We start from the raw sequence: 13,842 nt of genomic DNA, 5'->3' as shown, positions 1-13,842 counted from the left end.
TCAACAGATCAAATGTGGGAGCGAGCCTGCTCGCGAAGTCGGCCACGCAAATCCCACCGGCAAATCCTACAACCATCCCGATCGCTTGAAACTGGCCCACAACGACGTACATCCCACCCCGATAAACCCGAGCACCAGGAAATACCCGTAGTGCCAGGTCAACTCCGGCATGTTTTCGAAGTTCATCCCATAGATCCCGGCCACCGCGGTCGGAAACGCCAGGATCGCCGCCCACGCTGCGAACTTGCGCTGCACCACGCTCTGGCGCGAGGCCTCCAGCAATACGCCGATCTCGATGGTCTGGCTGGCAATGTCCGCCAGTGTCGCCAGGTCTTCCATCTGCCGGGTGACATGAATCTGCACATCGCGGAAATACGGAGTCATGTTCTTGTCGATGAACGGAAAGTCCAGGCGCTGCAGCTCTTCGCTGATTTCCACCATAGGTGCCGCATAACGACGCAGGCGTAGCACGTCGCGGCGCAGACTGTGCAGGTTCTGGATATCGCGCTCGTTCAAGGCGCTGCACAGTACGTTGCGCTCCAGTTCATCGATCTCGGTGTGGATGGCTTCGCCGACGGGCTGGTAGTTCTCGATGACGAAATCGAGGATGGCGTAGAGGACAAAATCCTCCCCATGCTCCAGCAAGATGGGACGCGCCTCACAGCGCTGCCGGACATGTGCGTAGGACGCCGAGTGGCCGTTGCGAGCGGTGATGATATAGCCCTTGCCGGCGAAGATATGGGTCTCGATGAATTGCAGCTTGCCGTTCTCGCGTACCGGTGAATAAGTGACGATGAACAGCGCATCGCCAAACGTCTCCAGCTTGGGACGGCTATGTTTCTCCATGGCGTCTTCAATTGCCAGTTCATGCAGGTTGAACTGGCGTTGCAGGTTGGTCAGTTCCAGCGCGCTGGGCTCTTCGAGGCCGATCCAGACAAAGTGTCCTGGTTTTGCAGCCCAGGCGCTGCCTTCGTCGAGGGTGATATTGGTGACTTTTTTACCGGCGCTGTAAACCGCAGCAGCAACGACTCTACCCATGGTGATGGTTCGCTTCTTCTTGGAAATTGGCAGTGGCAGGCAACGTGCAGCTTAGCGCGCCATGGTCTTTGAGAGTCAGCAAAATGCGCCGAGTTCGGTGCAAAAGAAAACCCGCCGTGAAGGCGGGTTTTTGGTTTACGCAACGCGCAGTTGCCGGTCCATCGTCTCGATGCATTCACGCATCTGTTCGCGGCATTGGGCGATGAGGCGGGGCATGTCATCCATGCTCAGGCCAGCGGTAGGAATGGCTGGCAGCGAACGAATGAGAATGTCACCGGCGTGCCAGCGATCCAGGCGCATATGCTTGATATAAGTGCTGACGCACACCGGGATAATCGGCACCCCGGCGGCAATCGCCATCTGGAACGCGCCTTTCTTGAAGGGCAACAGGTCTTCCCCCAAATTGCGCGTCCCTTCCGGGAACACCCAGATGGACGTGTTTTCATGCTGCAATGTATGGGTGGTGGTCAGCATCGATTTGCGCGCCTTGATCGCATTGCCGCGATCAATCAACACGTTGCCCGCCAGCCAGAACAGTTGGCCGAACAACGGCACCCACTTCAGGCTCTTCTTGCCAATGCACACGGTACGACGCGGCACCACATTGCCGAACACGAAAAGATCGTAGTTGGACTGATGATTGGCGATGATCACGCAGCCGTGAGTCTTGTTGACCAGCGTGTCGACCTCTGCCTTGACCCGCAGGCGTAGAAACCACATCGCAGGCAGCGCGTACAACCTGGCGCATATACGACTGTTGTCAGGATTGAACGGCCGGCACAGACCCAGGATCACGCCCAGCACACCCGCCAAAATAAAATGCAGGCCCATCAAACACATACGCAGTGCAAACAACATCAACAGGCCCCATCGGGACAAAAGGTGGCGCAGTGTACGGATGTGCACTGTTTTCGGCAATTGCGCCTGTATAGGGAGGAGATAGGCGATGTTTAAGCGTATGTTTCTAAACGACGCGTAAGAAGCGGGATAGAGCGGTTACCGATTCCTCAGTAACTTGCATGGGAAACGCACAGGTCCCGTGGCGAGGGAGCTTGCTCCCGCTTGAGTGCGAAGCGCTCATGAAAATGGGCCTGCTACGCAGTCCAGCGGGAGCAAGCTCCCTCGCCACGGGTATGTTGTTTTTCCAGGTGAGCGATATCGTCTTTAGCCAACGTTCAGCCCGTGTATTCCTGATCCAGCAGAATCGCGCTGTCCAATGCATCCAGCAACGCCTTGCGAACCTTGAGCTTGGTGTTCTTGTGGGCGGTCATGTTGATCTTCTTCAACTGACGCGCTGCCTCCAGTGCTGCAGCTTGCAAGTCGTCAGCCGCGACCACCTTGTCGAGGAAACCAGCGTCCACGGCGCTCTGCGGATTGAACATCTCGCCATTGATCACCGAGCGGTGGAACGCAGACTTGCGCAAGCGATCACGGGCCAGCTCGATACCGGCGTGGTGCATGGTCATGCCGATCTGCACCTCGTTCAGCCCGATGGTAAACGGCCCCTCCACACCAATGCGGTAGTCCGCCGACAGCAGCAGGAACGCACCCTTGGCCACCGCATGCCCAGGGCAGGCGACAACGACGGGGAAGGGGTGCGACAACAAACGACGGGCCAGAGTCGAGCCAGACGCGACCAGACTGACTGCCTCCTTGGGGCCGGCGGTCATCACCTTCAAATCGTAACCGCCCGACAGAATCCCCGGTTGCCCGGTAATGATTACCACCGCGCGATCAGACACTGCCTGGTCCAGCGCAGCGTTGAATGCGACGATCACATCAGGCGAAATGGCATTGACCTTGCCATTGTTCAAGGTCAGGGTCGCGATACCGTCTTCGAGATGGTAGGCAATCAGGTCGCTCATGACGCTATTCCTTGTAAGAGAAGTGAAGCAGACGTTACCCACCGCCGCAGGCCAGGTAAAGCGCCGTGACTGACTCACCGGTCAGCGCCGCCCCGCCCAAATCTCGCGAGGCGCCCAACAGCCAGCGCTTGCCCTCGTGGAGCCGCCCATAGCCGAAGCCGGAGTTTGGCCGGTTTGCCCTGCCTCGCCGCGTCCGAAATACCCGACCGGCCTTAACCGCATGAAAATTCTGAAAAAAACCTTTGCCATCGGAAAGGCTTTCGACTACATTAGCGCGCCTCGACAGACTGAACAGTTTGCCGAGACACGGTGAAGTGTCCGAGTGGCTTAAGGAGCACGCCTGGAAAGTGTGTATACAGGAAACTGTATCGAGAGTTCGAATCTCTCCTTCACCGCCATATTCTGTAAACACAAACCCCTGATTTTCCTAGAGAAAGTCGGGGGTTTGTGGTTTTTTGTGTCTGGAAAAGGGCGATATGGGAACATCTTGGGAACATTGGCTTTTTCTGCCGCATTTGCCCTTCAGCTCGCGCCACCCGTGTACTTGCGCCATTGCCCACCCTGAGCCCTGAGCCAGCCCTACCAGTTCGGCCATTTGCTGGCTGGTATAGCCGAGGTTGATTTTCAAGCGCGCCAATGCGTCCGCGGAGGGCGGACTGTACTGCTCTATGGTTTTCATGTGGCTCAAGGTAAGAAGGCCCCACGTTTGCAGGGCCTGTCAGGTTAGACGAATTTGATTAGCAGCGTAGTGACGGTGGCCACCGTACCGATCAGGCCGGTGGCAACCGCGACTGGGTACCAGAACGTTTCGCGAGTCATCTTGCCCGCTTCGGTGTTGAGCTTTTTGGTCTCAGCCATCAATTTGGCAATTTCGACATGGACCTTTTCCAATTCTGCGCCGCTCATACCGAATTCCCGCATGTGTGCGTCCTGTCGGGTCATGGGTCGCGCTCTGTGCGCTGCCCTGAGATCCATATTGTGCCTTTAAGGTACGGCTGCGAGTTTTTTCCTGCCCCAAGTATAGCCATTTGAATTCATCGCGGCTTGCCGATCAGCATGTACTTGGGTTTCAAGGTATGCCGAGCGCATCGCAATCGGTTTTTCTTGGCAGCGCCAAGCGTGTTCAACATATCGCCGAAAACAGTTTTCATCGAGCCAATCAAAAAGGACAACTCAGCCTCCAGAGTGTCTACCGCCAACACGGATGACGGCCAGGACCTCCCATGACTCACCCACGAATCGGCTTCGCCTGCCAATACCGGCACCCTGATCGCGGCCTTGCAGCGAGTGCGTTAAAGACCATCGAAGCGCCATACAACCCCCGCACCACGACGTTACGCTGGATGGATGGCGTCCCTCTCCAGGTCGCCCGCGATAAGCTGCTTGAAGTCGTGACGCACAATCTCGACGCACAGCTGCGCCTCATCGCTTACGTTGCCGAGCTTGGGCCAACGCTGCGCATGCTTCGATTGAGCAGTGATCTGTTGCCGTTCTACAGTCATCCGAAGGTGAGCGCTTTCTATCAGGACCCGGCCATTCAAAGCCAGCTGGAAGAACGCTTCGCTGTGATTGGCAACCTCGCGCGTTCGGCGGCTATCCGGCTGTCCTTCCACCCTGGCCAGTATTGTGTGTTGGGCTCGGATAAACCGGGCGTGGTGGAGAACAGCATCGCCGAGTTCGAGTACCACGCCGACATGATCCGGATGATGGGTTACGGTCGGCGCTTCCAGGACTTCAAATGCAACGTGCACATCGCCGGGCGCCTCGGGGGCGAGGGGATCCGTTCGATCTGGCCGCGGTTGTCGCAGGTGGCGCGCAATTGCATCACCTTCGAAAACGAGGAGAAGACCTACGGCGTCGATGATTGCCTGCAACTGGCTGACCTTGCCCCCGTCGTGCTGGATATCCACCACTGTTGGATCAACGAGAACGATTACATCGCACCGGACTCCCCGCGAGTCGATCGCATCATCGAAAGTTGGCGTGGAGTTCGGCCTACCATGCATTATTCACAGCCGCCGGAGCGATTGCAGGAATTGGGTTTCGATGCAGGCAAAAAGCTTGAGATGGATGCGTTATTGAAGGTGGTGTCCAAACGTGACTTGTACGGTCATAGTGACCAGATGTGGAATCGCTGGACCAACTCATACGCGCTCAAGTTTCTGAACCGTTTCGACATCATGTTGGAGGCGAAAGACAAGAATCTGGCTGCGCAGGCATTTTATGAAGATGTCGCTCGGCCTTATCTTCATCCCTGCGCATAGATCAAACGACCTGCGAACAGCATCAGGCAACCCCACAGCAGTATCGAGCAAAAGCTTCAAGGCGCATGCCGTTAAGGTTCTCAGAAAGAACTTCTATCAACTGCATTGCCGTGAGGTAAACATCATGACTACATGGAAAAGTTTGGCCTGGCGTGCCCAGGTTGTTGTTTTGGCGTTAATGCTTTCCACGAACACCTCCTGGGCTTCGGGAAACATTCAAGAGGCCAATACGAATCTGGTCCGCCAGGCATTCGCGAACTGGCAGCAGGGCAAAGGCACGGTCTTCGACCTGCTGGCGCCCGATGCGGTCTGGACAGTCGCCGGATCGAGCCCGGTTTCCGGCGTGTATTTCGGCAAGACCGAGCTGATCGAACAGGCCGTGCGGCCGATCAGCGCCCGACTGGCGACGCCAATTTCCCCCACGTTGCAGAGCATCATCGCCCAGGACGACATTGTCGTCGTCCTATGGAACGGCACTGCGACAGCCCTCGATCAAAAACCCTACAACAATACCTACCTGTGGCAACTGACCTTCAAGGATGGCCGGATCATTCAGGCAATGGCCTTCCTCGACACCTACGCGTTGAATGAGCTCATGCGCCGGGTAACGCCTGCGCAGTAGAGGGCAGCTGACATCGCAACGGCGCAAGTGCCTTATGTGTGCGCCACTCCTGGCACATCCATATTGATCTTGCGCCATGCCGCCTCGGAAAAGCTGTAGACCGAAAAGGCGATCAGCCCCAGGGCCATCACCATCAACACCAAGCCTCCGGCCGGCAGATTCTGCAACGCATCGAGGGCATCTTTCATGTCGGGCGGGTCCACGGCTTTATAGGCCGAGCCGCTGATGATCAGCAGCACGGCGATCTCGATAAACACCACCCCGCGGGCGATCAGGCCGAAGCGCGACACCGGCCGCACATAACGCATCACTTCTTGGTCAGCCTCGAAATATTTTTCGAACGAGGCCTTCCAGCCTTTAATGATGTGGGCAATGCCGACGCCCAGCGGCACCAGGGCGGCGAGGTAAACCAACAGGTTCGAATGGTCCCAGGACAGGACGCGCGCCAGCAGGTCCTGGGTTTGCCCACCGCCGGAATCCCCGGAGCTTTTCAAGCCACTGATCAGCAGGCCCAGGGCAAAGAACGCCAGCGCGCCATTGACCAGGCCGCCCGCCAGCAACCCGGCGCGAATCACCAGGCCCTTGAACTGCGTGCCGTGATGATCAACGTCGCGCGTGGCTTGCAAGATGCGCCAGCCGGCGAAGGCAAGCAGGCCTGCTACCACCAGCCCGACCAAGGCATGGCCGAAGGGCTGGCTAAGCAACATCTCCAGGCTTTTGTGACTGTCCTTCGGTTTGGTGGAGTCCTGGGCCGCGAGCAAGGCAAGAATGCCGACGATGAGATAAATAACGCCACGAGCGGCATAACCACCTCGGGCAAGTAGCACCAGGCTCTGGTGTGGGGACATGGGATCGATTCCGCGACAGTGATACAAAAACAGACCCATGGCGTCGGAAGGGGTTCGATTGAAGATGGGGCGCTGACCCATTGGCCCGATTCAAGGCCAACTGACCCACCGCATTCCGTGTCGGACTCGCGGATCAGTTGGGCTCCGGTCTTCAGGGTTTTTTAGCAATCACCCTTCAATACGTACTTTAAGCTTGCTTCTGCTTGTTGTGTATATCGACCAGCTTCGATAAGAAATCCAGAGAAGCGTCGGTGGCTCCCCTAAGTCCAAGTCTTGGGTTCAGCAGGTAGTCAATGAAATCACTGCCCAGACCCAGGTCACCTTGGATTTTGTTTCTTATCTCGTCGGCCTTGCTGGTGATTGAGTCCGGAAGCCGAATGATGGCTGCAGCGATCTTATCAGGGTCTGTTTCTGTAAAATCCCAGTCGCCAGGATAGAGATTACTTTCTTGTACGGTGTCTCCGTAGCGGTTTTGAACCCCTTTACGTAGTGCAAATGCTCCCGCTTCTTCAAGGTTCAGGCCGTTTTCCTTAGCCATGATGTAGACATCCGTCATGTTGTCCAAGTCGGAAAGCGTCAAGTCGGTAAAAACACTGCTTTGCCCCAGCTTGGCTTTCCGATCCCGATCATCCAGTTTTATAGCGGTTATATCAGAATTATCATTTTTCAACTGAGCCAGGACTTCTTCTTTGTCCAGAGTGATGCCGTTGTCTTTGGCCGCTGCCACCATGGTGGTTGCGGCTTTGTCGAATAGATAGGCATTGTATTTTTCAACGTTTATATAGCCGGAAGGAGCGATGTAGCCTTTCACCATTCCGGGGAAAGGCTCCATGTGTTCGGTCTTCAAATAATCGCTTGCAGAGGTGTATAAGGACGAGAGTATTTTTGCCTGGTCTGAAAGGAAGGGTTTGCTCCCGATCGCCGGTAACGGCGCCGCGGAGCTCGCCGTGTCCGCGTCACTTTTGATGGAGTTGGGTTTGAGGGTGACGGTTGTTACCTGAGTAGCATTTGACGTATTTATAGTCGTCATGGTTCTCTCCTTGAGAAGGATATCCCTTATCGTGGGCTTCGATAGTGTGCGGTGATTGAGTTGCTATGGGACGGATAAGCAGGGTAGGTCCCGCCAAACAGAATTCCTGTTATCTTGAATTTTCCCTTGGCATCCAGTCCATTAAAAAATTCGGTTGCGTTGGCAAGAATCGGTACGGAGTCCGTGCACTTGTCGTAGACAGTAGAGTAGCGGGCTGCATAGCAGACCTTATATAGCTGAGTCGTGGCTCCGTTTTTGTAGAGCCCGATATTCCAGGATACGGATGTTATCGTAGCTCCCAAGGGGATATCGAGCGGAGTCGAGAAAAAGTTCGAATTCTCCGAGCTTGGGCCGTACACGCTAGGCGCCAAGCGCGTTTGTGTCCAGCTGGATGTAGCGCCCAAAGAAGTTTGGCTCAGGGCCAATGCGACGATACCCGCAGACACTTGGATCAATTTTTTCACGTGCTTGGATTCCTTTTGATAGAACCTATCCTTGTTGTGTTTCCCATCTCTGTGTACATGTAGGAGTTGTACTACAGATATTCATCCGCGGTATAAGCCTTGGACTTTAAAAGTTGTCGGCGGCCCGGCGTTTAACTTTATCGATATTTATTGTTGATGAATCAAGTGCCCCTTTCCGCCGCTCCGTTAAACAGCGTTTGCGTCTGGGGCAGCGATCCTGTTCTTTGACTTCTCAGGTATTCAGCGGCGATTGCGGGGTGTCCGGGTTGAGTTGCTGCCGACGGAACTGACCCGGTGGCTGTCCATGAATCTGGCGAAAACGCCTGGAAAAATAAGCCTCGTCGGCAAAGCCGCACAACCTCGCCACTTCACCCACCGGACGGGTGCCGTTGAGCAAATAATTGCGTGCGGCATGCATTCTGCGTTCGCCGCAGCCGCCGACAAAGGTGAAGCGATCCAATGCCGAGGTGCTACGTGCCTTGGGCAAGGGCGGTTACCTGATCAACGTGGCCCGAGGCAAACTGGTCAACGAGCCGGACCTGGTAGCCGCCCTTGCCACCGGTGACATTGCCGGTGCCGCGCTGGAGTGTTTATCGATGAGCCGAACGTGCCTGAAGCGTTGTTTGGTAATGAGCAAGTGGTGCTGCAACCGCACAGGGCGAGCGCGACGCTGCAGACTCGCACGCGAATGGGCGAAATGGTGGTGGCGAGCCTGTGGACAGTTTTGCTGGAAAAGTCCCTCAGGGCTGCGTGACGGGTTGACGAGCGGGGCGCATCAGAAAGGCATTAGTGGAAGATGCGCTTGCGTCAGGCGTATCCAGGTGGGAACGCTTTGCGAATGGAATCGCGGGGTTCCCACAATGGAGCTTACATTTGCCAACAAACAAAAGTTGTTAAAAAACACAACCAGAGTACCATCGGCTCAAAGACAAGGACGCCCATGGATATACTCACGCCATCCCGCTTTGACGACGCTGCGATTCTGTACCCGAACGACAGGGCTGGGCTTGAACGCTGCCTGCGCATTTTGAGAATGGCGCGCCCCAAGGAATTCGCAGACCTGCAAAAGCTTTTCGGTACGCACGGTGTCGACTTGTTCAAGCCAAGAGCCGCAATGAATTGGGTTGTGATTAATGTAGGCGGCAATAATCTCAGGGTGATAGGCGGCGTTAACTACGCGCGGCAGAAGTTCTACGTCAAACACGTCTACACGCATGCCGATTACGACGTCGCCAACGTCTGGTATGCAAGAAACAAAGGGACAAAACGATGAGCGCAGCCCGGAACGACTTTCAAACGGTGATTGCAACGCTTGGCGAGCTTTACGCGATACTGGATCGCCTGCGGGGTGAGTTTGTGCACGGCATCAAGACCCCGGCCGACTACGAGCGCGCGACCGATTTGCTCGATGAACTCACCGATGGGCGTGGGCTGAGCAAGACCGAGGAAAGGATTCTCGCTGAGCTTGAAGAGGAAATCCTGGCGTACCAGCGTGATTCCGACCAGTTTCGCGAATCGAACGCTGCTTTTGAGGCGACCTGCACCCCGGTGCAACTGATCAAGGACCTTATGGAGACGCTCGGGCTCACCGGCTCAGACCTTCCTGAAATCGGTGATAAAACCGCGGTGTCCAAGGTGCTCAATGGCGATCGCCCCATCAGTCACAAGATGGCATATGCGCTGGCTGAGCGGTTTGCGATGGAACCGAGTGCTTTCTTGTCGGCTGGTCCTGCAAAGGCTGCTCATCTCGGAACTGTCGATCTTCCTGTCAGGAAACCCTCAGCGTATTACCGTTTTCGCAGCAACTCTCCAACTGCACAGCCAGTGAAAGAGGCCGATGCCGCCGATTACAAAGTAATGACTTCGAAGGGCCGCCGAAAGGCAGTGAAGGAGCCAGATAGGGGATAGCGATAACCTGTTGATCAAGTGGCAGCGGCCATTGTCGATCCACGCGAAACCAGAATGATACGCACCGCCATGATCACCCCGACAAGCACGGCAGCAAGCCCCGACATCTCCAGTAGCGTCGGCAGCCGGCCATGAAACCACAAGCCAAGCAGTGTCGCGAACAGCGATTCCAGGGCGATCAACTGCCCGGAAAGCACCATGGGCAGGCGCCGGGACGCGGCGTTCCAGGCCCAGGCACCGACGAAGGATGACATCAACGCAATAACGAAACTCCAGAGATACAAGTGTCCTGCAACGGAAAAACTCAAACCCACGCGCGGCAGTTCGAGCAAGTCGAACGCTTGTATCGCCGGTAACAGGCACACGGTGCCGATTCCCGCACCCGCCATCATGAGGCCTGTCCATACGCCCGAGGCGTTGGGCGATAGCTTCAGCAAGGCGCGTTGATTCAACCAACTGAACGCGAGCCACAAGATCACGGCACCGATAGAAAACAGCAAACCCATCAGCCAGGAACCCTGGCCTGCAACGGGTTGATGGACAGCGCCGAGATTGGACAGCAGCAGGCCCACGGTCAGGAAAACCAGTGGGATCGCCAGTTTGCTCCACTGGAGAGTTTTGGTCGTGGCGTTGCCCAGCAGTGCCAGCAAGACCGGCACCATGCCAATAAAGGCCGGGGTCAGCACCGGCCCACCAAAAATGATACCGGCGGCGATGCATGCGCTATAGCCGAGATAGCCGATCACACCCAGGCCAGCGGCCAGGAGCACCTGATCGAGGCGCAGGAGCCGAAGTCGGGCCCGGTAGAGCAGCACGACACCCAGGCCCAGCGCTCCGGCGATCAGGAATCGTACGATCATCAAATCATAGATTGTGTAGGCCCCGGTGACGTAGGGCGCAATGAAGTTCAGCGCCCAGCTCAGCGTTGCGACTACCGCGAGGGCCAATCCGACGATGAGGTTCGAGCGGACCCGCATCATCAGTCGTGCCCTCCGACATACTGCCCATTGACCAACAACTGCCTTGGTTCAGTACAACCATTGCAACGAATCCGAGTACCTTCGATAAAATCCTGCGTAGACATCGCGTTCTTCTCGACCGTCGTTGGGCCCTGGATGTTTGACAGCAGCGGGGTTCTGGAGGAAATACCCAAGGAAGTTTGGGTAATAATGCCTGAAGCGTGGTTCAAGACGGCGGATGAGCAGGTGCAACCGTCACCGGCGATTGACGTCCAAATCCGTTAACAACGATGTACAGCAACGGACCGATTGATACGAAGATGGCCGTGATCAGGATGTAAGGTAGCAACGATACGAGCGATTTGCCTCTTGCGCGTATGTCCCGGTACATCCAGATGCACGCCATGCAGGCGAGCAGATAAAGGTCGATGACTACTTGCGCGGTGTCTGCGCTGGACATAAGTCTGACGCCGAACGCCAAGAGCGATTGCTCGGCGAGCAACAACGTACACGCCGTGTAAACGGTAAAAAACAGCAGCGTAACAAGTGCGATATAAGGCTTCTTCACTTTGCCTCCCGGGACAGGTTCGTTGATCAGGGAGGTAGGCTAGTGATTTGACCATCATGGTTTCAATGACCTCCGAGGTCATCGACGCCGCCCACCTGCAATGCCAGAGTCAATGGATGACCAATCGACCCATGTCCCGAGCAACGCCGCCAACTTCAGCCGGTGCGCAACTGCGTCACTTGCGCCAACAGGCCAGACTGAGTCAGTTGGATTGCGCACTGATAACAGGGATATCTCAGCGTCACCTAAGCTGCATCGAGACGGGGCGCGCCACGCCAAGCCCTGGCACTCTGCATAACTTACTGACTGCCTTGGATGTACCTTTGGAGCAATGCAACGGCATCTTTCTCGCCAGCGGCTACGCCCCTCGCTACGAAACGACACCGCTCACGTCGTCGTCAATGGAAGTGGTACGTGATGCCATTGATCATATCCTTAATGCCAATAATCCCGCGCCGGCGATTGTTCTGGGCGCTCAATGGGACATCCTTGCAGCCAACGCCAGCGCGGGTGTCCTGTTCGATCTGGTGGGTCTTGCCAGGGATGCCGCGGATGGACTCAATCTCTTGGTGACACTGCTGCAACCCGGCGGCTTGGGCGACCATCTGAGCAACGCCGAGGAAATAAGATTAGTGGCCTGGCAACGGGCATCTCGGGAAGCCTTGAACAATCCCGCATTGGCTGGGATTCTGAAGAGTCTGCCGACTCCACACAGCGCTTCGGCGCTGGCTGACGATCTGCCTCCGTTGTTATTGACGCAGGTCGAGTCGCCCCATGGCGAGCTGACGTTCATGTCAACATTCACCACTTTTGGCATGCCGCTCGACATCACGATGAGCTCGTTGCGTATCGAGCATCTCATTCCTGCCGACGCCAAGACCTGGAAGGTCATGGCCAAGGCGTACGAGCAGACGCAACGCTAACGATTTCAGGGAAGAAAACATGCAACCGACACTCAATCTCAACTTCCAAAAAATGCACGCCAATGGCGACGATTTTGTCATCGTCGATTCGCGAAACTCGCCCAGTCCGGTGACCAGCGCGATAGCCCGGCGGATGGGGGATCGGAACCGCGGCGTGGGCTTCAATCAACTCGCGGTGCTGCTCGATTGTGAAGATGCCGATGCGCGGGTGGTGTTCTGGAACGCAGATGGCTCCGCGCTGGATGTGTGTGGCAGCGCGACGCGCGGGGCGGCGGACCTGCTCATGCGCGAAGCCAATGTTGCTTCGGTAGCGCTACGCACCAACCGCGGTCTGTTGATCTGCGAGCGAACGCCAAACGGCGACATTTGCGTCGACATGGGCGTGCCACTTTGCGGCTGGTCGGACATTCCCCTGTCGCAGGACCTCGACTCCACCGTTTTGCCCCTTGCCGGTAGTCCAGCCGCGTGCAGCATGGGCAACCCGCATTGCACATATTTTGTCGACGATCGGGCTGACGTTGATATCGCCACTATCGGACCAGCCATCGAAACCCACCCGCTATTTCCACTCAAGACCAATGTTCATTTCGTCCAGGTAGTTGATCGCACGCATATCCGATTGCGCATCTGGGAGCGCGGGGCGGGCATTGCGCTGGGTTCAGGTTCTTGCTCGTGCGGCGCGGTTGTCAACGGAATCCGTCGTGGACTGCTGGACAGTACCGTCGAAGTTGAATGTGATGGCGGAAACGTGACGGTGCAATGGGACGGCGTGGGTTCGGTCTTTCTGATCGGGCCGGTGGAGGCAAGCTTCTCAGGGACAATGAGTCAAGCTTGAATGGGCAGGTGCTTGAACCCTGAGCCGATTTCTGTGGCAGCGAGCCTGCTCGCGAAGGCGGCAGCAACTTCCGTACATAATCTTCCAGGTACACGCTTCGTGGCGAGGGAGCTTGCTCCCGCTCGGCGGCGTAGCCGTCGTAGACCGGTGGATGCAGTTCGTCTGGAAGAACGTTTGGGGCGGCTTTGCCCCCCAGCGGGAGCAAGCTCCCTCGCCACCAGGACCATGGAGATTTGCATCATGTCTCCATGATCCTGAGCCACGGCCAGCGGGCCTGATAACTTCTCGCTTTCTCGACGAACAAATCCGGCTGGGGGCGCTTGCTGCGTTTGATGATTCCAGACGGCCTGGAACAGGCAGCCAGCGGTAAGCATGCATTGATCCAGGCCGAGCGAAGGCAGGCGCGCGGTGATTTGCGCGTTGATGGGGTTGGTCATTGCTATCCTGACCAGGCTTTCGACCGTCAGCGTCATAGGTATCCCTTTGGAAAATCGATCCAGGCTGGCGCCTGACCTTAC

Annotated in this window: 15 protein-coding genes, 1 tRNA gene and 3 pseudogenes; 8 read left to right on the top strand and 11 right to left on the bottom strand. The window is 56.5% G+C overall.

The features are described from left to right. Nucleotides 1-66 precede the first annotated feature (66 nt). From J3P89_RS20335 to J3P89_RS20325, 3 genes are all read right to left on the bottom strand, one after another. Nucleotides 67-1,038: a magnesium and cobalt transport protein CorA gene (locus J3P89_RS20335; RefSeq protein WP_434603299.1), complete on the bottom strand. Its 972-nt coding sequence runs from the start codon at nucleotides 1,036-1,038 to the stop codon at nucleotides 67-69. 135 nt (nucleotides 1,039-1,173) lie between these two features. Then, nucleotides 1,174-1,896 (bottom strand): 1-acylglycerol-3-phosphate O-acyltransferase, encoded by a 723-nt coding sequence (locus J3P89_RS20330; protein WP_434695476.1) that lies wholly within the window; start codon nucleotides 1,894-1,896, stop codon nucleotides 1,174-1,176. Nucleotides 1,897-2,213: 317 nt separating this feature from the next. Beyond that, entirely contained in the window at nucleotides 2,214-2,903 is a 690-nt protein-coding gene (locus tag J3P89_RS20325) for a crotonase/enoyl-CoA hydratase family protein (RefSeq protein ID WP_434695475.1), read from the bottom strand. A gap of 308 nt (nucleotides 2,904-3,211) precedes the next feature. On the opposite strand from J3P89_RS20325, the gene J3P89_RS20320 reads away from it, so the two are divergent. Beyond that, nucleotides 3,212-3,301: transfer RNA gene (locus J3P89_RS20320), tRNA-Ser, on the top strand. A 29-nt stretch (nucleotides 3,302-3,330) separates the two neighbouring features. Here J3P89_RS20320 and J3P89_RS20315 read toward each other — a convergent pair. Continuing rightward, nucleotides 3,331-3,582 carry a hypothetical protein gene (locus tag J3P89_RS20315; RefSeq protein ID WP_434695474.1) on the bottom strand — a complete coding sequence of 84 codons (252 nt, stop codon included), beginning with the start codon at nucleotides 3,580-3,582 and terminating at the stop codon, nucleotides 3,331-3,333. 44 nt (nucleotides 3,583-3,626) lie between these two features. Then, entirely contained in the window at nucleotides 3,627-3,809 is a 183-nt protein-coding gene (locus tag J3P89_RS20310) for a hypothetical protein (RefSeq protein ID WP_434698034.1), read from the bottom strand. 317 nt (nucleotides 3,810-4,126) lie between these two features. On the opposite strand from J3P89_RS20310, the gene uvsE reads away from it, so the two are divergent. Continuing rightward, on the top strand, nucleotides 4,127-5,167 hold the full coding sequence (gene uvsE, locus J3P89_RS20305; RefSeq protein ID WP_434695473.1) for a UV DNA damage repair endonuclease UvsE: 1,041 nt from the start codon (nucleotides 4,127-4,129) through the stop codon (nucleotides 5,165-5,167). Further along, nucleotides 5,127-5,789, top strand: a complete 663-nt coding sequence (locus J3P89_RS20300; protein ID WP_434695472.1) for a nuclear transport factor 2 family protein — start codon at nucleotides 5,127-5,129, stop codon at nucleotides 5,787-5,789. The genes uvsE and J3P89_RS20300 overlap by 41 nt, the downstream gene beginning before the upstream one ends. Before the next feature lie 32 nt (nucleotides 5,790-5,821). Here the strand turns inward: J3P89_RS20300 and J3P89_RS20295 are convergent, their stop codons facing one another. From J3P89_RS20295 to J3P89_RS20285, 3 genes and pseudogenes are all read right to left on the bottom strand, one after another. Next, the gene (locus J3P89_RS20295; protein WP_434695471.1) at nucleotides 5,822-6,637 is read right to left on the bottom strand and encodes a DUF1206 domain-containing protein; all 816 of its coding nucleotides are present in this window, start codon (nucleotides 6,635-6,637) and stop codon (nucleotides 5,822-5,824) included. Between the two features lie 187 nt (nucleotides 6,638-6,824). Then, on the bottom strand, nucleotides 6,825-7,667 hold the full coding sequence (locus J3P89_RS20290) for a hypothetical protein (RefSeq protein ID WP_434695470.1): 843 nt from the start codon (nucleotides 7,665-7,667) through the stop codon (nucleotides 6,825-6,827). 696 nt (nucleotides 7,668-8,363) lie between these two features. Next, nucleotides 8,364-8,558, bottom strand: a pseudogene (locus J3P89_RS20285) (helix-turn-helix transcriptional regulator); the annotation flags it as partial. On the opposite strand from J3P89_RS20285, the pseudogene J3P89_RS20280 reads away from it, so the two are divergent. The 3 genes and pseudogenes from J3P89_RS20280 to J3P89_RS20270 form a co-directional block, all read left to right on the top strand. Then, a pseudogene (locus tag J3P89_RS20280) lies at nucleotides 8,559-8,893 on the top strand (NAD(P)-dependent oxidoreductase); the annotation flags it as partial. Nucleotides 8,894-9,071: 178 nt separating this feature from the next. Beyond that, entirely contained in the window at nucleotides 9,072-9,404 is a 333-nt protein-coding gene (locus tag J3P89_RS20275) for a type II toxin-antitoxin system HigB family toxin (protein ID WP_434695469.1), read from the top strand. Beyond that, nucleotides 9,401-10,039: a helix-turn-helix domain-containing protein gene (locus J3P89_RS20270; RefSeq protein WP_434695468.1), complete on the top strand. Its 639-nt coding sequence runs from the start codon at nucleotides 9,401-9,403 to the stop codon at nucleotides 10,037-10,039. The genes J3P89_RS20275 and J3P89_RS20270 overlap by 4 nt, the downstream gene beginning before the upstream one ends. A gap of 14 nt (nucleotides 10,040-10,053) precedes the next feature. Here the strand turns inward: J3P89_RS20270 and J3P89_RS20265 are convergent, their stop codons facing one another. Together J3P89_RS20265 and J3P89_RS20260 are read right to left on the bottom strand one after the other, a co-directional pair. Then, complete coding sequence (locus J3P89_RS20265) at nucleotides 10,054-11,019, bottom strand: EamA family transporter (protein WP_434695467.1); 966 nt, start codon at nucleotides 11,017-11,019, stop codon at nucleotides 10,054-10,056. 205 nt (nucleotides 11,020-11,224) lie between these two features. Further along, nucleotides 11,225-11,566: a DUF2834 domain-containing protein gene (locus J3P89_RS20260; protein ID WP_434625098.1), complete on the bottom strand. Its 342-nt coding sequence runs from the start codon at nucleotides 11,564-11,566 to the stop codon at nucleotides 11,225-11,227. A 116-nt stretch (nucleotides 11,567-11,682) separates the two neighbouring features. Between J3P89_RS20260 and J3P89_RS20255 the strand changes: the two genes are divergently transcribed. Both J3P89_RS20255 and dapF read left to right on the top strand, forming a co-directional pair. Then, on the top strand, nucleotides 11,683-12,489 hold the full coding sequence (locus tag J3P89_RS20255; protein ID WP_434698033.1) for a helix-turn-helix domain-containing protein: 807 nt from the start codon (nucleotides 11,683-11,685) through the stop codon (nucleotides 12,487-12,489). A gap of 19 nt (nucleotides 12,490-12,508) precedes the next feature. Continuing rightward, entirely contained in the window at nucleotides 12,509-13,324 is an 816-nt protein-coding gene (gene dapF, locus J3P89_RS20250) for a diaminopimelate epimerase (protein WP_434695466.1), read from the top strand. A 326-nt stretch (nucleotides 13,325-13,650) separates the two neighbouring features. Here dapF and J3P89_RS20245 read toward each other — a convergent pair. Then, nucleotides 13,651-13,797 (bottom strand): annotated as a pseudogene (locus J3P89_RS20245) (nucleotidyltransferase family protein); the annotation flags it as partial. Between the last annotated feature and the right edge of the window lie 45 nt (nucleotides 13,798-13,842).

The sequence above is a fragment of the Pseudomonas sp. Z1-14 genome (assembly GCF_051132005.1).
Classification (GTDB): domain Bacteria; phylum Pseudomonadota; class Gammaproteobacteria; order Pseudomonadales; family Pseudomonadaceae; genus Aquipseudomonas.
This window is presented reverse-complemented; position numbering and strand designations above follow the sequence as displayed.

Coding starts and splice junctions, on each gene's coding strand:
- J3P89_RS20335 (WP_434603299.1), bottom strand. CDS start 1,038: ATGGGTAGAGTCGTTGCTGCTGCGGTTTACAGCGCCGGTAAAAAAGTC.
- J3P89_RS20330 (WP_434695476.1), bottom strand. CDS start 1,896: ATGTTGTTTGCACTGCGTATGTGTTTGATGGGCCTGCATTTTATTTTG.
- J3P89_RS20325 (WP_434695475.1), bottom strand. CDS start 2,903: ATGAGCGACCTGATTGCCTACCATCTCGAAGACGGTATCGCGACCCTG.
- J3P89_RS20315 (WP_434695474.1), bottom strand. CDS start 3,582: ATGAAAACCATAGAGCAGTACAGTCCGCCCTCCGCGGACGCATTGGCG.
- J3P89_RS20310 (WP_434698034.1), bottom strand. CDS start 3,809: ATGAGCGGCGCAGAATTGGAAAAGGTCCATGTCGAAATTGCCAAATTG.
- uvsE (WP_434695473.1), top strand. CDS start 4,127: ATGACTCACCCACGAATCGGCTTCGCCTGCCAATACCGGCACCCTGAT.
- J3P89_RS20300 (WP_434695472.1), top strand. CDS start 5,127: ATGAAGATGTCGCTCGGCCTTATCTTCATCCCTGCGCATAGATCAAAC.
- J3P89_RS20295 (WP_434695471.1), bottom strand. CDS start 6,637: ATGTCCCCACACCAGAGCCTGGTGCTACTTGCCCGAGGTGGTTATGCC.
- J3P89_RS20290 (WP_434695470.1), bottom strand. CDS start 7,667: ATGACGACTATAAATACGTCAAATGCTACTCAGGTAACAACCGTCACC.
- J3P89_RS20275 (WP_434695469.1), top strand. CDS start 9,072: ATGGATATACTCACGCCATCCCGCTTTGACGACGCTGCGATTCTGTAC.
- J3P89_RS20270 (WP_434695468.1), top strand. CDS start 9,401: ATGAGCGCAGCCCGGAACGACTTTCAAACGGTGATTGCAACGCTTGGC.
- J3P89_RS20265 (WP_434695467.1), bottom strand. CDS start 11,019: ATGATGCGGGTCCGCTCGAACCTCATCGTCGGATTGGCCCTCGCGGTA.
- J3P89_RS20255 (WP_434698033.1), top strand. CDS start 11,683: ATGACCAATCGACCCATGTCCCGAGCAACGCCGCCAACTTCAGCCGGT.
- dapF (WP_434695466.1), top strand. CDS start 12,509: ATGCAACCGACACTCAATCTCAACTTCCAAAAAATGCACGCCAATGGC.